This is a genomic window from Nostoc sp. (assembly GCF_036917515.1).
Classification (GTDB): Bacteria; Cyanobacteriota; Cyanobacteriia; order Cyanobacteriales; family Nostocaceae; genus Nostoc.
This window is the reverse complement of the sequence record NZ_JBALDE010000035.1, coordinates 1-20,020: the sequence shown is the minus strand read 5'-3', so window position 1 is coordinate 20,020 and position 20,020 is coordinate 1. Positions and strand designations below refer to the sequence as shown.

Sequence of the window (20,020 nt, the reverse complement as noted above, 5' to 3'; positions counted from 1 at the left end):
CCGGATACTTAAAAACCTGAAGATAAAAGCTCAAGCTTTTGGCTTAGAGCTCATCCCTATTTCCAACGCTACGGAATGTGTTTCTTAGGAGTAAAGTTACTAATGGGTCAAATAACTGCTTCTTATATTTAATTTTTAGTTCGCAGATGGCTTGCTCAATTGCTGAGGATAGTAACAATTCTTTAAAAGCGTTCCACAACACCTGCTTTCATACAGTGATCGCTTGATCCATTCACTGCTTAATAGCATAAATGTCTATAATGTTCATGCACTAAAGCTTATAGCTTTTATTAATGCCATTCGTCTCTGACCCTGTAGAATATCTCATCAATAATAGAAATTGTGGCAAAGTGATAGTAACGTAATTTGTAATTATGAATTATTTAATTTATTTTTATTAGTTACTTTCAGGGTTGAGTTCGTTGATTTCTCTGCACTTAGCCTCTGCTGCTTGATATGCTGCCAGATAGTCTTGACCACCTAACATTACATCACCGTAATATTCATAAGGTGGATCGCCATAGATTGGCAATGGATCGTCTTCTGGATAATCTTCTTTTGATTCTTCAATGATCGCTTTCAGTTTTTTAACAGTCAGACTATGTGCTGCAAAATACCAGATTTCTTGGGGATTTTTGTTCAGGTGAGGTAATGTGGGATCGATAATGCGGACATCGGAGGCGTCGTCTAGCTCAATCCAACTGTATTCAATAGGTCTGTATGGCTTCCCTGCAAAGGCTAAAAATCCCTGAATATACCTTGCTCCCTCAGTAGATAATGCTGCTTTATAAGCATTATCAAATGGAGTGCTAGCTTTGCTGTTTATTTGTTCAGCAATTTTGATTGACAGCGTTTCATCCAATAGTTTGTTCATCAATAGCAAGGATCAGAGCAGCCATGAAAACATCTTACCACTGCTACTTACCATTTTGCTTGAGCATTGGGCATGGGGCATGAGGCATGGGGCATTGGGTTATTCACTAATGACTAATAACTAATGACAAACTTTACTTGGTGCTAATCACCATCTGTAAATTTATTAACAAGTGGCTTGATGTGTAGGGCTTGGACAAAAGGATTTTAACACTATTACTAAGGTTTTTAATCATTTCATGATTCGAGGCTAATTCACTAATACCAATAAATTTGATGTCTGGGTTAATTTTTTTTAACACATTGATAATCGTTGGTCTATCCATAGATGGCATCATCATATCAACCAACACCACACTAATTTATTGTTAATATTTTGTATAAAGTGCGATCGTATCAATACCATCACTAGCCACTAAAACTTTATAGGCATTTTGTTCTAACCAGCTTTGAGTAATCTTTTGAATTGAATCTTCATGATCAACAACAAGAATTAATTCTCCATGCCCTGCTGGGAATTCCTGATATTTAGCTAATATTCTTTTCCCAAAAACAAATAAATATCTAGAAAAGTTAAGGGCGCACAGCCAGCTGTGCGCCCTTACTATGTTTATATATAAAATCACGGTGTTATGGAGGGATCGAGTTTTAGCCGAGCCGTTTTGGGACGACAAGGACTTCCACAACAAACCTGCCCAGAGGGCATATTAGTAAAAACACTACTACGAGCGCCAATTACGGCATTAGCCCCGATTTGCACTCCTGGCCCAACAAAACAATCTGCCGCTACCCATGCACCATTTTCAATAGTGATACTCGCTGTTTTCAACCCAAATGCAGGATCTTGGAGATCGTGAGTACCAGTACACAGGTAACTTTTTTGGGAAACTACGCAATGTTCACCGATATGGATCTGATCGAGGCTGTATAAAACTACGTTATCTCCAATCCAACTATAGTTGCCAATAGTGACTTTCCAGGGGTAAGTGAAGCGGGCCGTGGGTCGAATTAATACACCTTTGCCGATACGAGCGCCAAATAATCGTAGCAAAGCACAACGCAGAATATTTAACGGTTGAGGAGTTAGAGGAAAGGCGATCGCTTGTACAAACCACCATAATAAAACATACCAACTTGGACGCCCTCGATCGAACCAAGATTGGTCATATTTGCGTAAATCTACAAAAGGTTGGTCATCAGTCATTGTCAGGAATCAATAGTCAATAGCTTTGCTTCTGCTTCTCTGCTTCCCTGCTCCCCTGCTCCCTCCTTCGGCGTAGTTGCAGTATTTAAGTGACCGCCACAGTTGCGTAATTCGTAAAGTTTAACGCCAATTTGATATTCATATTGACTCAATAAACGTGCATAAATATATCCTGCTTTCCCATCTAAAAAACCGCGTTGAATTATATAAAACAAAACAAACCGCAGAATGGGTTTAAATGGTAGACGTACCCACACTTTTTTCAGAAATCGTTTGCGTTGCACGGCGTCACCAAATATATTAGCGCCGATAGTACCGCTATCATCTTTACCTGTAAGAAGATTAAAATAAACCCTGGCTTCCCAGTTTGAATATCGGTTGTGCCGTTCTAACCAGTGGTAAAGGTCGCGGAAGTCCTCGTGGAGCATATCATTTTTAAGATACCCAACTTTCCCTTGCAAAATCACGTGTTCGTGAACTTCGTTATCACCAGTATTAGGAATATCTTCTGTATTTAAATTTTCGTAGCGACCTTTTTTATGTTGAAATAAACGTAGATTCCAATCAGGATATTTACCGCCATAACGAATCCATTTTCCTAAGAAAAATACACGGCGGTTGAGATAATAACCTGTATATTCATCATTTTGAATTACTTGGTCAATTTCTTTCCAAAGTTCGGGGGTGATGCGCTCATCACAATCTACAATTAGCACCCATTCATTACGAAAAGGTAAATTATCTAAAGACCAATTTTTCTTTTTGGGCCAGCGTCCATTGAAGTTGAATTGTACAACATTTACACCGTAACTTTTAGCAATCTCAATGCTGTTGTCGGTACTTTGAGAATCTACTACAAATATTTCATCTGCTCTGCTGAGGCTAGTAAGGCAAGCAGGCAAGTTGGCTTGTTCGTTTTTTGCCGGAATTAGTACTGAAACTGGTATTTTAGATGACATATTGAGTAGAAATTATGTTACTGATTATTTCTTATTTGATGTAGATAAAAGACCCTGAATAGCAGCATTTAAATAACCAATCTGACCGTAAGCATACACCAGTTTGTCAAACCGTTCTGCCGGATCGGAGAAATATTGTAATGCTTTATACAAGCCTCGCAAAAACCGTTCGCTACCTCGCTGCAATTGAGCGATCCCAGCTTTCCCAGCGAGTTGTTCTCGATAGCATTCACTGATACCCTGCCACCAGCCTCGGTTTAAAAACCAGGAGCGTTGGAGGCGTTCTGGGGCTACATTGTGAGCGGCAAGTGCTTCGGGAAGATAAGCGACTTGCCAACCACGCTGTAGGGCAAATTCGGTCATTTGCAGTTCTTCGTTAGATAATAAATTTTTCCCCACTCGACCGAGATGAGGATCGAAACCGCCAATTTCTTCGAGGAAACTGCGGCGAATGGAGTAATTTAAGCCTCTGGGTGTTGAGCCAGGTTGCTCGATGTAAATGTTACTGTCACCTAAGTCGTATGCGCCCAGATTTGCAGCTAGCCCTGAAGATAGCCACCGTGGTTGTTGAATTCCTGGAGGCCACAGAAGAGTGACTTTGCCACCTGCGATCGCTAGCTTAGAATTATTGTAATAGGCAGAATATAAAACTTGTAGCCAGCCTTTACTAGCAACGGCATCGTCATCTAAATAAGCAAGAATATCACCACTGGCTACCTTTGCCCCCGTGTTGCGGGCGACAGATAAACCAATGGTGGGTTCAAAAACATACTTCAGGTGCGGATTGTGAGTTCTTTGTTCTACAACCTCACGAGTGCGATCACTAGAGCCATTATCAACTATCACAATTTCAAAGTCAGCAGCAAAATCCTGCGCTAAAAGACTATCAATTGCAGCCCCTAAATAGGTATCTCGATTGTGAGTACAGATAATGGCAGAGATTTGGATGTCTGGCATAGATTTAATTTTGGATTTGAGATTTGGGACTTTCCTTCTCTTTCAGAGACGCTAACGCGAACGAGAGGCTGCGCCAACGGAACGCTACACGTAGCTTGCTTCCCCGAAGGGGTACGGCTACGCTCAGTCGAACGATTTTAGATTAAAATCTTAAATCCAAGGCATAACTGCTGAGAGTTAATCTAAACCAAAAGTTACCGACCTACCAACCGAGTTTCTTCGGAAATAATCTTTAAAACTTTACGTTTGTTGAATATGACTGTGTAAAACTACAAGAGTTTGGGCCAGTTGACTAAGGCGGGTTTCCAAAGATTGCTTGCGCCCTAACAGTTGACGTAACTTTTGGTAGCGAGCGATCGCCATACTAACATTGGGAACCTGATCTGCTGGACATGGGCGCGACCAAACTTTACCAGTATCGTCTACACCACAGAGGCGATAGCCAGTAATAGATGATTGATAAGATACTTTTCCACCAGTGGCACAAATTTCTTCTACATAGTTTATCAGGCGGTCAACTTCTGCATGGCGCAGTGTCGCGGTTCCTCCCGGTTCTGGTTCGGTGGGATTGGATTCTAACCAACCATTGACAATTGGCCCTTCTAAATAAATATCCTGAATCTGCTTTAAAATATTTTGCAATTCTGTTTGCCAACCAGCGACAGTTTCCTGAATTTCTTGCAATAGATTGATCGCCAATGCTGGATTCGCACCGTGGCGATGGCTACTAAAGCTCGGAGTTTTCAACTTGGGTAGGCTGGGTGTTTTGCTACCATTCTCTTCTGCTTGAAAGGTCTGCACAGAGTCATGGTGAGGAAAGAAATTTTGTTCAGAAGAATAATCACCCTCAGTCTCTTTGCCCAAGTCAACGAGTTTCTCATCCTCAGAGGATGGAATTTGTGTACTTTCTGTGGGTTCATTGGCTCCGACGCTGATTCTAAAAGAGAAAGGCCGTTTTGTCGTCGAATCACCCGTTTCAGCAGTAGAGGCAGTACCGCGATTCCCTAAATCGTGTAAAGTTGCTTTAATACGTTTTAAGCCTACGTTCATAAAGATATCCTAAAGTTTGCTGTCCCCAGTGATATTGAATAATTGAGAATGGGGTTATTGAGATTTTTGGCTTTTGCCAGTTGCGGCATCAATGATGCTGGTGCTAATTTTATCCCTTAAAAGTTATTTGAAACCAAAAATCTCACCGATGAACTAAAAAAATGTGGTGATAATTTGCAACCGTAGGCATATTGTTAAAATACTCAGTAAAAAACTTTGGGTAAAATTATTTTAGTAACAGGGCCAGCACGATCTGGTAAAAGTGAATGGGCGGAAACTTTAGCTATGCAGTCAGGAAAAGCAGTTGTTTATGTAGCAACAGCCACCGATAACTCAGACGATCAAGAGTGGCACCAACGCATTTTAGAACACCAAGAACGTCGTCCCCAAGACTGGGTAACTCTATCTGTACCCGTGGAACTGTCTGCTACCCTCGCCGATGCCAAACCTTATACCTGCCTCTTAGTTGATTCTTTAGGGACTTGGGTTGCTAATCTCATAGAACAGGACGAATCTAGCTGGGAAAATACCCTTGCAGAATTATTAGAGACGGTGGAACTGGTTGCTGCTGATATGCTGTTTGTAGCAGAAGAGGTGGGTTGGGGTGTGATCCCAGCTTATCCCCTGGGAAGGATATTCCGCGATCGCCTCGGTTCTTTAGTACGCCAGCTAAGTACACTCAGCGAAACAGTTTATTTAGTGACTGGTGGTCATGTTCTCAATCTCAGCATCCTTGGTTCGCCATTGCCAAATAAAGGTGATCCTGGAACATTTAGAAGTCAAGATTCTTAACTGTTGATTCAAATTAATCCAAAATCTAAAATCTAGAATTGTAATATGGCAACCAAACAAGAAGTTAGAGAATACCTTGCCTACTGGTTTCAGTTAGGTAAGAAAGTGATTACGGGCAACGGTGAGGCAAGCTTTTTGCCGCAATCGGTGCTAAATGGCGATCACTATAGTGAAGAATTTGAAGAGTACTGGCAAAAAATTATTTCACCGGAATCGGGTGATTGTTACCTTGAGGGTACATACGAAACCATTTCTGAATTATTGACACCAGCATGGAATATGCTGCCTTGCAGCCGATGCAGTATGCCAATAGCCGTGCGAAACGTTGGGATGCCGGCGTTGTTATGTCCCTGCAATGATTTACCTAACTGGCCGAATACTGAATTACCAGCACCACGAGAGCCAATTAAAACTCAAGACCAACTCCAAACAATTCGCGATCGGCTTGTAAAGAATATTACATAAATAAACAACCAATTTGGAAATCTGACAACTTTTTTCTAATTTTTTAATTATTTGATTATTTTGATTTCTCCTGTAGTGCCCTTGAGTCTCACTACGGAACTTTTATGTGTCTATACTAGCTAGGAAAAAAATAACTGTTGGTTATTATCCCTCTTTTGTTACTTTAGGAAAAGAAAAATCAGCAAAATATTCAACTAGCAAGAGGGAAACTGACCGGATAAGCTCGAAAATCATTCATGAAGTTGATTAATTTCAAAAAGCAACGTTTCATACCAGGAATGTTAAATACTGTTAGCCTAAGGTCGAATTAAACAGTAAAAAATATAGGGTTGAATAATCAATCTCAGGTTATTTAAGGCACTTTTCCATGTTGTACCAGACTCCCAATTTGGATGTTGATTATATTGAGAGATATTCAAGTCAGTTGAGGATGATAATTCAGAAGTAGATGTTGGGCTTGATTGGGCATGAAGTTGAAAAAAGGTTGCTTGAATGTTAACTAAAAGATAGGCACTAAAAATTATTTCCCACCACCATTCAATACTTTTATAATCAGTTAGACGAAAATCAGCCCAACCCAGTTCGCTTTTGACTTGTTTAAAACCATATTCAATCCAATTCCTTAAACTATAAAGTTGAGCTACATTCAGTGACAGATCAATTGATAAATTAGTCATAATATACCAACTTTCATCTCCAGTTGGGTCGGGGGTGTTAGTCTTACTAATTTGGTAATATCTCAAACGGCGACGTTGGCCAAAAATAATTTCTCTCAAGTAACTAGTTTCGGTTTGGCGGTGTGAAAGCTTCTGCTCATAAGCAATACAATCGGTTATAGCGTTTTCGGCTTCCTGATGGCATCAACACACACTCCATAATTCGAGCGAATTGCTACGAAAACTCCAGTTGTAACTTCTCTAACCAGTTGATTACATTTCCACTCTCTCCATATAGGCTATCCGCTAAAACTAACTTAATTTTAAATCCCCATTCTTTCAATTCTTGAATAATCTCTATAGCTATTTGGGGTTTATTTTGTATTTATAGCAGTCGCCAATACGGTTAGGACGCTGTACGAAGAACATCTTCCATAGCATTCCGAAGGCAGTCAAATTGAATTAGCTGTTTACGAATTCGACTTTTCAACCATGACTTTTCCCCACTCAATTTTGTGTTTTGGTCGGGTGAATAGGATGGCAAATATTTTAATTGACAGCCGACTGCTTCAATTAATTCTTTAATATGTCCACCGTGATGACCTAACCATCTTGGCGGTTGCTATAACTAAAGTTCATGAAAAGTGTAGTCGACGCCAACGCATCAACAAAAGTTACAAAAACCTCAAATTTTAATTAGCAGCACAAGATGTAGCGACAAGTGAGGAGTTATGGGGCGATGCAGTGGGTACTTGAGCAACTAGAACCACGTTCCCATCGGCATCTAGAATCCACCCTTGGGCTTCTACAATTTGAATAGGCTCATTGACAAAATTAACCTTCTGTGATTTATCTTCTGTGTATCCCTGCGCCTGAATAACTACTCTTTTCTGAATACCCTCAGCCCGATTCTGACTCTCTGGAGGGAGGGCGATCCAATCTGCTAGCACCGCATCATCAGCTATCAATGGCTCTGTGGGATCGGCTTGTATTCCTCCACGCCCAGTAGTAACAAATGAACTTCTTCCTATTTTTCCACCAGAACTACAACTAGCAGCAACTTGCTGCGAAGCATCAACCAGATTTACGGGTAGTTCCACTAATCCTTTACTGGGGTCAGCATCTGGTGAGTTGATTTGTACAGTGCCACTTAATGAAGGGTTTTGCTGAGAAAATGCAGTGATGTCACTTGTTGGTATGTTATTCGGGTTTATATTTTTTGGATCGAGCCTCTCCACCTCTGCACGAGTGCGTGACACAAACCCAAAGGTATTCTTAGCGGTGATTGCGATTTTACCACCAGAACCAAAGTTTGCATTGGCGGTAATATCGCTATTTCCGAAAGTAGTGGCGACAAGAAAGCCATTAGGTGCATTGATAGTGATATTACCGCCAGTTTTATCACCTCCAGCATTAGTAGAGATTTGACTGTTGCGACGCATCAGTAATAAGTCCCGCACCTGTACCGCAATGTCACCGCCCTTACCTGACTCACTATCAGATGTGAGTTTTCCTTTATCCAGCAGGATAGAACGAGCGCTGACATTGAGTTCACCTGCTAGACCTAAATTGGGTACACCCCCTTGATAGTTAACATTTTTTCGAGCTTCACTGCTGACAGTTATTGCCGCCCCATCTTTGATAACCAATCGCCCTGTAGTTAGGGTCAAGTTGCCGCCATTTCCAGGCCCTTGAGTGCCAGCAAACAAGCTACTGAGCCTAGAACCATTTGCTGAGGTTCCCACTAATTCTACGGACTCGAAGGCGTTTACTATCAAATCTCCTCCATTTCCAATAGCTGGTATAAATTGGTTAGAAAAAAGCTTAAGTATACCCTCAGAACTTGTTGATATTGCTGCCCCTCCCTCGATACGTAACTTTCCAGTGTTAATTATTATGTTGCCAGCATTTTGAGCGCGATAAGTTGCACTAAATAATCCACTGGATATTAAATCACTACCATCTGGCAAAGGAGCAATGGGGATACCTGCAATTAGTTCTACAGAATCTGAGGCGTTGATGGTCAATTGCCCCGGCAATCCCGAACCAAGATTGAACATTAAGACTTGCGCTCCATCTTTGACAATCAACTTTCTGGTAGTGATATTTATATCTCCAGAGTTTCCAGTGTCGAAAGTTCCAGTAGACAAGAACGCATTTAGTCCAAGTTCTATAGACTCGGAAGCGTTCAGTGTTAAATTTCCTCCTGGTTGCGCTCCCAAAGTAAAAGCCGAAATTTGTGAACCGTCAGTTATCAGTACACGCTGTCCTTGCAAGTGGATATTACCGCCACTTTGGCCACTGGTATCTACATTGGATGGAATCTCATTTTGCTGGGTTAGTTCAATGTTGTGAAAATTTTGAACACCTTCATATCCGAATGCCCAACCTTGATTTGTTGAACTTAGACTAACCAAACTGTTGCCAGCAACACTTCCTAACTCAATTGTTCCCCCACTTGCCGTTAAATTCCCGCCCTCTAATGTTAGATCACCGCCTATAAGTGCTAAGGTTTTGCCTTGTTGCACTTGTAAACCAACACCTTGTCCGAAGGTATTAATTGCATTATTTGGACTTGCTTGAGATTGATTGCGGATCGGTCGAGCAGTTGTTCGGAATTGTAAGCCAATAGGAACGCTTTCTTTGAGTAGAGGTGCAGTTTGACCAGATGTAGCACTAAACTTTGTACCATCAGCAAAGTTCAAACTACTCGCCGTACTCGCTACAAATGAACCGCCAATATTTAAAGAAGCGTTGGACCCAAAAATAATCCCGTTAGGATTAATCAGAAATACATTGGCTGTGCGGTTAGCTTTGAGAATGCCATCTATATTAGAAACAGAATTGCCTGTCACTCGACTGATGATGTTCTGAATATCGATTGCATTGTTAAAATGGGCTGTCCTTCCCGCAGAGACAGAAAACTGTTCAAAGCTGTGGAACAAGTTTGAACCACGAACTGCTCCACCATCAATCTGGTCTATAGGCTGACCATCGATTACCTGTGGTGTAATTATTGAGCTTTCAGATCCAAGTGTGGCATCTGTTTTAATTTGAGCTAAGGCAAAACTCTCAGCAAAAGTGAGCACTCCAGCAATTACTAAAGTACTCACTATTCCTAACTTCCACTGGCAACTGCTTCGATTTTGAGACATTAAAAACTGGCGCTCAAAAAATAAGAGTTTATTAAAATACTGCTTTTTACTAATTAGTTATGTTAGTACGCTGATGTGATCTCTGTAGCCTAACTACTACATAAAAGCAAAGTTTAGTATTTTTACATTCACTAGAATAAACTCTTTGCAGTCCGAAGATAAAAATATTTAGCAGTTACAGCCCCTTGGGTTGCCAGTTGATGGGCAAGGAATACACAATGCTTTTTTGACTAACACAATTTCTGGTATTGAAGCTGTTGAAGTTTGTGCCAATAATGCGTTAGGTTGCTGTTCATCAACTGCATCATCAGATTTGAGTTGATTAGGGTCGAGATTACACTGCCAATGAATTCTCAAGACTCTATATTCTAATAAGCCGTACTTTTCAAGCACTGAATGTAAGTCAGCGTTTTCTAGGCTTTCATTCATTTTCTGCTGAATCTCTTCTTGTAACTGCTGTAATATTTCAGGGTCTACAACTTGTTGAGAACTCATAAGTATTTTCGTTCCTGACGAAATGTGTATAATTATTGCTTCAGTTTAGTTAGCAATGATTACGTTCAGTGTCATAAAAGTTCATATTTCCCTGCGGGATTTCCTTTGCAGCTTATTTTGCGATAATACCAATTCAAATTATTTATTCTAGAGTGGGCATCTCGTCTAGTGACTAAAATCAGGCTCCATTTCCCGCCTGTTTCCCCATTAATTCTTAATCCCCGTTGCAGCAATACCCTGAAGAAATTGACGCTGACCGATGAGAAATAATACCATTACTGGCACTGTCGCTATTGTCACTGCTGCCATCATCAAAGGCCAATTATTCGTAAATTGCTCCTGAAACTCAGCCAACGCTAGTTGTACTGTCCTTAATTCTGGTCTTGTCGTAAATACTAGAGGCTTAAACAAATCATTCCACTCACCAATGAAGGTGAACAAAAACAGCGTTAATAAGGCAGGACGAGCTAAAGGTAACATCACCCGCCACAAAATTTGCAGTCGGTTCGCTCCATCTATCGCTGCGGCTTCCTCTAACTCCACAGGAATTGTCTGGAAATACTGACGTAATAAGAAAATCCCATATCCGCTAACCGCAGTGGGTAAAATGAGCGCCCAGTATGTATTTATCAGGTGTCCCCACTTCAACACCAAAAAGATAGGAATCACCAATAACTGAAAGGGAATCACTAAAGTTGCTAAAACGACTAATAGCAGTATTTGGCGTCCCTGAAACTTCAACCGTGCTAGGGCGTAACCAGCCAAAGCAGAAGTGACAATCTGAAACGCCGTCACAGCGATCGCTACCAAGGTAGAATTAGCAAACGCCAGTAAAAATTTTCCTTGTTGCCACGCAACGCGGTAATTTGCTAAAGACCAGTTATTTTTGGCCAAATTTTCCAGACTGGCGGTCGTCGGTGCAAAGGAGGTGAGAAAGACCACAAACAGCGGTAGTAAAACGATAAATGCCCCTAGCAGTAAGATTACTAGGCTCAAAAAATCGCCAGATTTCAGATTCGGGTTTGATTTGAACATAAACTTAAACTGCAAAGCATTTATTTCGCTGTACTAGAGCATTGCCCCCAGCAACAATTAATCTATAAACATAGTCTACTTGTTAAGTTAAATTAAACCACATTAATTGTTACCCTCAGTTCATAGGGTAAATTCAATCTTGGTGTCAAATAATTCAGGTTTACAGGAGTAAAGATAACCATGCAGCAGCTTGCAGACCAATTTAAAGAATTAGATTTCAAGAGCGAAACATATAAAGATGCTTATAGCCGGATTAATGCGATCGTAATTGAAGGGGAACAAGAAGCCCATGAAAATTACATCAAATTAGCCGAACTACTGCCAGAATCTCATGATGAATTGATTCGTCTCTCGAAGATGGAAAGCCGACACAAGAAAGGATTTGAAGCTTGTGGACGAAATTTGGATGTTACCCCAGATTTGCAATTTGCTAAAGAATTTTTCTCTGGACTGCACCAGAATTTCCAAATAGCAGCGGCAGAAGGGAAGGTCGTCACTTGTCTTTTGATTCAATCTTTGATTATCGAATGTTTTGCGATCGCAGCATATAACATTTACATCCCCGTTGCCGACGCTTTTGCACGCAAAATTACGGAGGGAGTTGTAAAAGATGAATACAGCCACCTCAACTTTGGAGAAGTTTGGTTGAAAGAACACTTCACAGAATCCAAAGCTGAACTAGAACAAGCAAATCGTCAGAACCTACCAATCGTCTGGAAAATGCTTAACCAAGTAGAGGGTGATGCCCACACAATGGCAATGGAAAAAGATGCTTTGGTAGAAGACTTTATGATTCAATACGGTGAAGCATTAAGTAACATCGGGTTCACGACTCGCGATATTATGCGCTTGTCAGCCTACGGACTCATCGCCGCTTAAAAAGTGCTGAGTAGAGACGCGATTAATCGCGTCTGTACAAAAGTGCTGAGTGCTGAGTAGTTCAAATTTATCAGAACTTCAGAACTTAGGACTTAGGACTCAGGACTACTGAACCACTTAACAAATTCCACGCCCTCAAGACAGCATAAGCCTAATAATCACTACATGTTTGGTCTAATTGGACATCTGACTAGTTTAGAACACGCTCAAGCGGTAGCTCAAGAATTGGGATACCCAGAATATGCCGATCAAGGGCTAGACTTTTGGTGCAGCGCCCCACCGCAAATTGTCGATAGTATTATTGTCACCAGTGTAACTGGGCAAAAAATTGAAGGACGATATGTAGAATCTTGCTTTTTGCCGGAGATGCTAGCTAGTAGGCGCATCAAAGCCGCAACCCGCAAAATCCTCAACGCCATGGCCCATGCACAGAAGCATGGCATTAACATCACAGCTTTAGGTGGATTTTCCTCGATTATTTTTGAAAACTTTAAGTTAGACCAGTTTAGCCAAGTCCGCAATATAAAACTAGAGTTTGAACGGTTCACCACAGGAAACACACATACTGCCTACATTATTTGTAAGCAGGTGGAACAGGCTTCAAAACAATTGGGAATCGATCTATCAAAAGCGACTATTGCTATATGTGGGGCAACTGGAGATATTGGTAGTGCAGTTACCCGCTGGCTAGATGCGAAAACAGATGTTAAAGAACTTCTGTTGATCGCCCGTGATAGAGAACGCCTCAAAGAGCTGCAAGGCGAACTGGGGCGAGGAAAAATCATGGGTTTGACAGAAGCATTACCTGAAGCTGACATTGTAGTTTGGGTTGCTAGTATGCCCAAAGGCGTGGAAATTGACCTTACCACTTTGAAACAACCCTGTTTGTTAATTGATGGTGGCTATCCTAAAAACTTAGCAACAAAAATTCAGCATCCTGGTGTATATGTGTTAAATGGTGGGATTGTAGAGCATTCCCTGGATATTGACTGGAAAATCATGAAAATCGTCAATATGGACGTACCAGCCCGCCAGTTGTTTGCTTGTTTTGCTGAATCAATGCTGCTGGAATTTGAGAAGTTATACACGAACTTTTCATGGGGACGGAATCAGATTACCGTAGACAAAATGGAGCAGATTGGTAAAGTATCAGTGAAACATGGATTTAGACCGCTGCTGGTTTAACTGTAAGAGTTAGGAGTTAAAAGTTTAAGAGTTAAGAACTTTTATCAATACACTCCTTCTAATACCTAACTCCTCACTCCTCACTCTAAAAAACCTATAACTCGTAACTTGTAACCCCTACGATGGCAACTACCGAGCGTAAACCGCTACTGTTAGATTTTGAAAAACCCCTAGCAGAACTTGCAACCCGAATCGATCAAATTCGGCAACTTGCAGAAGAAAATGGCGTCGATGTTTCTGGTCAAATTCGTCAACTAGAAGCACGCGCCATGCAACTACGTGAGGAAATTTTCACTAGTCTATCCCCGTCCCAGCGATTGCAAGTCGCTCGTCATCCGCGTCGCCCTAGTACTCTCGATTACATTCAGGCAATTAGTGATGAATGGATGGAATTGCATGGCGATCGCTGTGGTGGTGACGATCCGGCTTTAGTTGGTGGTGTTGGTCGTCTGAGTGGTCAGCCTGTGGTGATGTTGGGTCATCAAAAAGGTCGCGATACTAAAGACAACATTGCCCGTAACTTTGGAATGCCTTACCCTGGCGGCTATCGCAAAGCTATGCGGTTAATGGAACATGCCAACAAGTTTAGTATGCCGGTACTAACCTTTATCGACACGCCAGGAGCTTGGTCTGGGGTAGAAGCAGAACACCAAGGTCAAGGAGAAGCGATCGCTTACAACTTGCGGGAAATGTTTTGCTTAGATGTGCCAATTATCTGCACAGTCATTGGTGAAGGTGGTTCTGGTGGCGCACTAGGTATTGGTGTAGGCGATCGCCTACTCATGTTTGAACACTCCGTTTATACCGTCGCCACTCCCGAAGCCTGCGCTGCCATTTTGTGGAAAGATGCTGGTAAAGCTCCCCAAGCCGCCGTGGCTCTAAAAATTATTTCCCACGACCTGAAAAAGTTGGGAATTATTGACCAAATACTTCCTGAACCCACTGGTGGCGCTCATTCCGACCCCTTAAAAGCCGCTACTACTCTCAAGCAAGTACTGATGGAAAATTTAGACGAACTTAATCGTTTAACCGCTCCAGAACGCCGCCAAATGCGCTATGAAAAATTCCGCAAAATTGGTGTTTTTACAGAAGTTGCTCATTAACAACACTGCATAATGATTGATTAGCAAAGCAGCAATGCTATAATTGCCTATGTGCTTAAAGATTTTTAACAATCTAGCCATAGGCATTTGTATGTATGTTTGGCAAATCTACTCAATTTGATTGGGTGGATTTTGTATTATGTAAATAATCTAATTTGAATCTACAATATACCGCGTGGTTTTGTAGGCAACAATTTGTTGTGTTCACTGCTAAAACCACAACATGGTGATTATTGTGCTGCATCATAGCATTTGCTTAATGAAAATCATCAGATTTTTAGATTCCTTTAATCTATTCAAACCGATAAGTGTGAATAATGGGGTGGTAATAGGCTTTGGGAACTGCCAAAAAAATTGGGAGACACCATGAATGTTGAGCAAAAACGACGCGCCCTGATTACTGGGGCAAGTAGTGGAATTGGCAAAGCAACGGCTTTAGCCTTTGCCAAAGCCGGAATAGATGTTGCCTTAGTCAGCCGTTCTTTAGATAAGTTGGAGGCGGTAAGAGAAGCCGTAGAGCATACTGGGGTGGAAGCAAAAGCTTACGCTGTAGATTTAGCGCGGATCTTGGAAGTAAAAGAAAAGATCCAAGCGGTCGCTGTTGACTTTGGCGATATAGACATTCTGGTAAACAATGCTGGCATCGCTTATACAGGCACTTTGAGCGAAATCCCGATAGAAGGTTGGCAGCAGGTAATTGACTTGAATCTCACCAGCGTGTTTCAGTGCATTGTGGCGATTTTACCGTCAATGCGCGATCAGGGCACAGGCACAATTATCAACGTTGCCTCAATTGCCGCCAAGCAACCCTTTCCCGGTTGGGGAGCATACAGCGTCAGCAAAGCTGGTTTGATAGCCCTCTCTCAAACCCTGGCACAAGAAGAACGCACTCATGGCATTCGTGTCACAGCTATCTGTCCTGGCGCAGTCAATACCGAACTTTGGGATACAGAAACAGTTCATGTCAACTTAGACCGTTCCAAAATGTTAACCCCAGAAATTGTGGCTCAGTCAATTCTCTACACAGTTTTGTTACCACAACAGGCAGTGATTGATGAATTGACCCTGATGCCCAGCGCTGGCGCACTCTAATTAGTCATTCGTCCTTTGTCCTTTGTCTTTTGCAAATGACCAATGACCAATGACTAATGACTAATGACTAAACCATAACCAAGACTGAATCATGACTATTGCTAGTTCCAACGGTTCCAATTGCTCTCAATCGCCTCTGATTCCCGACTTGGCAGAAGCCATAACTCCAAGACCCGATCGCAATACTAATAATGGGCGACAAGCGGATGTGTTCCCGCCAACAGAGGAACAGCTGGACGAAATGAAAGACGCCGTGCGGACACTAATACTGGGAGTTGGCGAAGATCCCGAACGCGAAGGACTCCTGAAAACACCCAAACGAGTAGCCGAAGCAATGCGCTTTCTTACCAGTGGTTACAACCAATCTCTTGAAGAACTCGTTAACGATGCCATCTTTGATGAAGGGCATAGTGAGATGGTACTAGTTAGAGATATTAACTTCTTTAGTCTGTGCGAACACCACATGCTGCCATTTATGGGTAGAGCACACGTTGCTTATATCCCCAACCAAAAAGTTGTTGGACTGAGTAAGCTAGCCCGGATTGTTGAGATGTATTCCCGTCGCTTACAAGTACAAGAGAGACTAACCCGCCAAATTGCCGAAGCAATCCAGACTGTTCTGGAACCTCAAGGCGTTGCTGTAGTGATGGAAGCTAGCCACATGTGTATGGTGATGCGTGGTGTCCAGAAACCAGGTTCTTGGACTGTCACTAGCGCAATGATTGGTGTATTTCAAGACGATCACAAAACCCGCGAAGAATTTTTTAACTTGATTCGCCACCAAGCGGCATTCTTTTAAAAAATGGGCATTGGGCTATAAGAGGCAGGGGAGCCCAGGGGCATAGAGAAAAGACAAGGTAGATAAGGAAGAGAGGGGAGATAAGGGAGAGATTTGTTCAATAATTCACCCTTGTCCCTCTTATCCCCTTGTCCCCCTTGTCCCCTTGTCGCTCCTGCCTCCCCTGCTCCCTACTCTCCAATTTCTCAAACAACCTGGCTACTTTATCTAAATCCTTATCTCCTGGTGCACGTTCCACACCACTAGATAAATCAACGCCGCTAGGATTAACTTGATTTAGGGCTTCCACAATATTATCGGCTGTTAGTCCCCCTGCTAAAAGCCAAGGACAACTAGGGCTAAATTGTTCTAACATCTTCCAATCTAAAGTTTTGCCTGTACCACCCAGCTGTTGCGGATGATAAGCGTCAAGTAGCAAAGTATCTACATATTTTGTGTAATCAATCGCTGTATCAAGATGTTCAAGGTTACGAATTCTCAGTGCTTTAATAATTTCGGCATTGGGTAAAGCTTGACGTAATTGGTAGCAAAAATCTGGTGATTCATCACCATGTAACTGCACACCAGCCAACCCTGAATCAGCAACTATCTGACTGATTTCAAGGATACTAGCGTTGGCAAAAACTCCAATTGTGTCAATATTTGCTGGGAGTTCTGCCACTGCTGTCCGAATTTGCGATGCAGTAACGTAACGAGGTGAGGTTGGCACACAAATAAATCCTAGTGCCGTTGCGCCTAGAGAGGCGATCGCTATAGACTGCTGTGGTTGAGTGATGCCGCAAATCTTAACGCGCATGAATATTTAACAAATTTAAACTAATCATCAGAAAAGTCTAAACTATCTAAAAAACTTTTGGGCCTGGTAATTTTATAATCTTGTAGGTCTAGATTAACTTTTGCATTTAGGAGACAAAAGCTTGACTTACTCTATTTTACTAGCAGCCGCTGCTCGATCTGTTCCTGCAACACCTGCGTGGAATCCCACAGTAGGAATCATCATCAGTATTAGTAGCTTAGTAATAGTTTTACTAAGCACTAGGATTGAAAAACCCCTGGTTGGACCCAAGTTCCCTATCCTACCGATTAGTATTCCCACATTCGTTGCTGCGATGGCTTTTGGTCATATTATTGGCGTTGGCATCGTTTTAGGACTAACTTACATCGGTCGTCTGTAGTTTGGTAATGACAGAGGTGTTACTTGTAACTCCGCTATCAATACAAAACTCCTAAAAATGATTTTGGGCAGGAGAACAGGGAGGACAAGGGGATAAAGGGGACAAGGTGACTAAAGTTAGAACTTGCAACAAGTCTTTCCCTTCTCCTTGTCCTCAATTCTCCTTGTCCCCAAGTCTCTTCCCAATGCCCAATTCCAAAGTTTTGCTCACAGGCATTAATTGTCTATTCTAGAAATAAGAGCATTTCGTCACTTGTTACTACCGAATTGATGCTCAATATAAATGTGTATACGAATATGCATAGTATCTCGGTATAAAAAGTACTGGCGATATCTAGTTTTAGGGCAGTGTAATGCAAACAAATTGGAGAATTGGGTCATTATTTGGAATTCCCCTATTTTTAGACCCGTTATGGTTTGTGATTTTAGGGTTGGCAACCCTAAATTTTGGGGTAGCTTATCAAGAATGGGGAAATGTTATAGCTTGGAGTGCTGGAATAGTTATGGCACTGTTACTGTTTGGTTCGGTGCTATTACATGAGTTGGGTCACAGCTTGGTAGCGCGATCGCAGGGCATTAGAGTTAATTCAATTACCCTATTTATGTTTGGTGGGATTGCTGCCATTGAAGAAGAATCTAAAACTCCTTTCAAAGCCTTTCAAGTAGCGATCGCTGGTCCTTCGGTGAGCATAATACTATTTTTCTTACTCCGTCTGGCAGCTTTGGCGATAGATGATACTAATCCCCTCAGTGTCATGGTTGGAGATTTGGCGAGAATTAACTTAGTAGTGGCTCTATTTAACTTAATTCCCGGCTTACCTCTAGATGGAGGACAAGTGTTAAAAGCAGCACTATGGCAAATCACGGGTAATCGTTTTCAAGCCGTACACTTAGCTGCAAGGGCAGGACAAATATTGGGTTATGCTGCGATCGCTTTCGGATTTGTTGTAGATTTTGTGACCAGGGAGTTAGTAGTTGGTTTGTGGATTGCGTTGTTAGGTTGGTTTGCTGTCCGCAACGCTAACACCTATGACAACATGACTACATTACAAGAAAGCCTACTCAAGGTAGTGGCGGCCGATGCGATGACTCGTGACTTTCGCGTAATTGATGCCGATCAGACATTACGCTCTTTTGCTGATTTATACCTGTTGGAAACCGCTCCCTCACAGGTTTATTTTGCAGCTTCTGATGGACGTTATCGCGGTCTAGTCTCCATTGACGATTTTCGTTTAACCGAAAGAAGTCAATGGGAAAGCCAAACTTTACACAGCATTGTGCATCCCCTGACAGAAATACCCACTGTTGCGGAATCAACATCGATAGCTGAGGTAATTAACAAGCTGGAAAATGAGCAGTTACCTAGAATTACGGTGCTTTCTCCCGCTGGCGCTGTAGCTGGTGTAATTGATCGGGGAGATATTGTGCGATTGTTAGCACAAAAGTTAAATTTGCAAATAACGGATGCTGAAATTAGGCAGGTCAAGGAAGAAGGTAGCTATCCGCCTGGATTGCAGCTAGGAGTAATCGCCAAATCAACTACAAATTAAACGTCATACACTCGTCATAGGTTTGCAATAAATACGTCAAAAGCGTGTGTGATATTTAAATTGGTATTTGGTTACAAAATGCTTTTTTTGGGTAAAAGGTAGGGTTTCCTACCTTTTTTATTTATTTCTCAAAATATAGTGTAGACGTAGCCCGTCGTAAACATCGCTTTTATCTCAACTGATATCTTGCAGCATTCTCGATTAGCACCATCGCCCGCCCAGAAATAAATTTCTGGGCTTATAGCTAAAGTCCACTTAAGTGGACTCAAACCCTTGTTCAGTCTTATGAAGAAGACTTTAGCTATCAGCAAGAGAATTCATTCTGAGGCGGTTTTTGGGACTGGTGCAAGATTTCAGTATACTTATATCTTGCACGCCTTCGATTTAAATCGTGGCGAAGAGAACAAAGCCTGCCGACCCAGGCTTCAAAACCCTTGATTTGTCCTTAGTCCGCGCAGGCAAAAAGAGTTTGTGTAGCCGCGATTTTAATAGTTAAGTGCTAAGGTGCAAGATGTGAGCGCCCAAGGGGCGCGATTACACGCCCGCAATAAATGAAAGAAACACAGTTAACAAGAGTTTTACGACTAATAACTTATA

21 protein-coding genes are annotated in these 20,020 nt (G+C 41.9%); 9 read left to right on the top strand and 12 right to left on the bottom strand.

From position 1 onward, the window contains the following. Positions 1-397 precede the first annotated feature (397 nt). The 6 genes from V7K89_RS04470 to V7K89_RS04445 form a co-directional block, all read right to left on the bottom strand. The gene (locus V7K89_RS04470; RefSeq protein ID WP_335184734.1) at positions 398-874 is read right to left on the bottom strand and encodes a hypothetical protein; all 477 of its coding nucleotides are present in this window, start codon (positions 872-874) and stop codon (positions 398-400) included. Positions 875-1,241: 367 nt separating this feature from the next. After that, a complete protein-coding gene (locus V7K89_RS04465) occupies positions 1,242-1,499 on the bottom strand; it encodes a hypothetical protein (protein WP_335184732.1) in 258 nt (85 codons plus the stop codon). Beyond that, positions 1,496-2,077, bottom strand: coding sequence for a hormogonium polysaccharide biosynthesis acetyltransferase HpsU (gene hpsU / locus V7K89_RS04460; protein WP_335184729.1), 582 nt, complete (start codon positions 2,075-2,077; stop codon positions 1,496-1,498). The genes V7K89_RS04465 and hpsU overlap by 4 nt, the downstream gene beginning before the upstream one ends. Before the next feature lie 2 nt (positions 2,078-2,079). Beyond that, positions 2,080-3,036, bottom strand: a complete 957-nt coding sequence (locus tag V7K89_RS04455; RefSeq protein WP_335184727.1) for a glycosyltransferase family 2 protein — start codon at positions 3,034-3,036, stop codon at positions 2,080-2,082. Positions 3,037-3,060: 24 nt separating this feature from the next. Beyond that, entirely contained in the window at positions 3,061-3,993 is a 933-nt protein-coding gene (locus tag V7K89_RS04450) for a glycosyltransferase (RefSeq protein WP_335184726.1), read from the bottom strand. Positions 3,994-4,233: 240 nt separating this feature from the next. Then, positions 4,234-5,043, bottom strand: a complete 810-nt coding sequence (locus V7K89_RS04445; protein WP_335184724.1) for a hypothetical protein — start codon at positions 5,041-5,043, stop codon at positions 4,234-4,236. A 216-nt stretch (positions 5,044-5,259) separates the two neighbouring features. Between V7K89_RS04445 and cobU the strand changes: the two genes are divergently transcribed. Both cobU and V7K89_RS04435 read left to right on the top strand, forming a co-directional pair. Next, complete coding sequence (cobU, locus tag V7K89_RS04440; RefSeq protein WP_335184722.1) at positions 5,260-5,835, top strand: bifunctional adenosylcobinamide kinase/adenosylcobinamide-phosphate guanylyltransferase; 576 nt, start codon at positions 5,260-5,262, stop codon at positions 5,833-5,835. A gap of 45 nt (positions 5,836-5,880) precedes the next feature. Next, the gene (locus V7K89_RS04435) at positions 5,881-6,300 is read left to right on the top strand and encodes a hypothetical protein (protein ID WP_335184720.1); all 420 of its coding nucleotides are present in this window, start codon (positions 5,881-5,883) and stop codon (positions 6,298-6,300) included. A gap of 296 nt (positions 6,301-6,596) precedes the next feature. Here V7K89_RS04435 and V7K89_RS04430 read toward each other — a convergent pair whose 3' ends face one another. From V7K89_RS04430 to V7K89_RS04415, 5 genes are all read right to left on the bottom strand, one after another. After that, positions 6,597-7,076 carry a hypothetical protein gene (locus tag V7K89_RS04430; protein ID WP_335184718.1) on the bottom strand — a complete coding sequence of 160 codons (480 nt, stop codon included), beginning with the start codon at positions 7,074-7,076 and terminating at the stop codon, positions 6,597-6,599. A 115-nt stretch (positions 7,077-7,191) separates the two neighbouring features. Beyond that, on the bottom strand, positions 7,192-7,299 hold the full coding sequence (locus tag V7K89_RS35765) for a hypothetical protein (RefSeq protein WP_442941584.1): 108 nt from the start codon (positions 7,297-7,299) through the stop codon (positions 7,192-7,194). A gap of 349 nt (positions 7,300-7,648) precedes the next feature. Next, on the bottom strand, positions 7,649-10,111 hold the full coding sequence (locus V7K89_RS04425) for a two-partner secretion domain-containing protein (protein ID WP_335184716.1): 2,463 nt from the start codon (positions 10,109-10,111) through the stop codon (positions 7,649-7,651). A gap of 168 nt (positions 10,112-10,279) precedes the next feature. Further along, entirely contained in the window at positions 10,280-10,606 is a 327-nt protein-coding gene (locus V7K89_RS04420; protein ID WP_335184714.1) for a hypothetical protein, read from the bottom strand. Positions 10,607-10,813: 207 nt separating this feature from the next. After that, positions 10,814-11,641: a carbohydrate ABC transporter permease gene (locus tag V7K89_RS04415; protein WP_335184713.1), complete on the bottom strand. Its 828-nt coding sequence runs from the start codon at positions 11,639-11,641 to the stop codon at positions 10,814-10,816. Positions 11,642-11,821: 180 nt separating this feature from the next. Here V7K89_RS04415 and V7K89_RS04410 point away from each other — a divergent pair, with 180 nt between their 5' ends. The 5 genes from V7K89_RS04410 (at position 11,822) to folE (ending at position 16,699) form a co-directional block, all read left to right on the top strand. Beyond that, positions 11,822-12,520 (top strand): aldehyde oxygenase (deformylating), encoded by a 699-nt coding sequence (locus V7K89_RS04410; RefSeq protein ID WP_335184711.1) that lies wholly within the window; start codon positions 11,822-11,824, stop codon positions 12,518-12,520. 165 nt (positions 12,521-12,685) lie between these two features. After that, on the top strand, positions 12,686-13,705 hold the full coding sequence (locus V7K89_RS04405; RefSeq protein WP_335184709.1) for a long-chain acyl-[acyl-carrier-protein] reductase: 1,020 nt from the start codon (positions 12,686-12,688) through the stop codon (positions 13,703-13,705). 122 nt (positions 13,706-13,827) lie between these two features. Next, positions 13,828-14,808 carry an acetyl-CoA carboxylase carboxyltransferase subunit alpha gene (locus tag V7K89_RS04400; RefSeq protein WP_335184707.1) on the top strand — a complete coding sequence of 327 codons (981 nt, stop codon included), beginning with the start codon at positions 13,828-13,830 and terminating at the stop codon, positions 14,806-14,808. A 366-nt stretch (positions 14,809-15,174) separates the two neighbouring features. Next, on the top strand, positions 15,175-15,900 hold the full coding sequence (locus tag V7K89_RS04395) for an SDR family oxidoreductase (protein WP_335184706.1): 726 nt from the start codon (positions 15,175-15,177) through the stop codon (positions 15,898-15,900). 91 nt (positions 15,901-15,991) lie between these two features. After that, positions 15,992-16,699 carry a GTP cyclohydrolase I FolE gene (gene folE, locus V7K89_RS04390; RefSeq protein ID WP_335184704.1) on the top strand — a complete coding sequence of 236 codons (708 nt, stop codon included), beginning with the start codon at positions 15,992-15,994 and terminating at the stop codon, positions 16,697-16,699. Between the two features lie 97 nt (positions 16,700-16,796). Here the strand turns inward: folE and V7K89_RS04385 are convergent, their stop codons facing one another. Further along, positions 16,797-17,495: a phosphoribosylanthranilate isomerase gene (locus V7K89_RS04385; protein ID WP_335184702.1), complete on the bottom strand. Its 699-nt coding sequence runs from the start codon at positions 17,493-17,495 to the stop codon at positions 16,797-16,799. Positions 17,496-17,616: 121 nt separating this feature from the next. Between V7K89_RS04385 and psaK the strand changes: the two genes are divergently transcribed. Next, positions 17,617-17,874 (top strand): photosystem I reaction center subunit PsaK, encoded by a 258-nt coding sequence (gene psaK, locus V7K89_RS04380; RefSeq protein ID WP_335184700.1) that lies wholly within the window; start codon positions 17,617-17,619, stop codon positions 17,872-17,874. 352 nt (positions 17,875-18,226) lie between these two features. Next, positions 18,227-19,423, top strand: a complete 1,197-nt coding sequence (locus V7K89_RS04375) for a site-2 protease family protein (RefSeq protein ID WP_335184698.1) — start codon at positions 18,227-18,229, stop codon at positions 19,421-19,423. Positions 19,424-20,020: the final 597 nt, after the last annotated feature.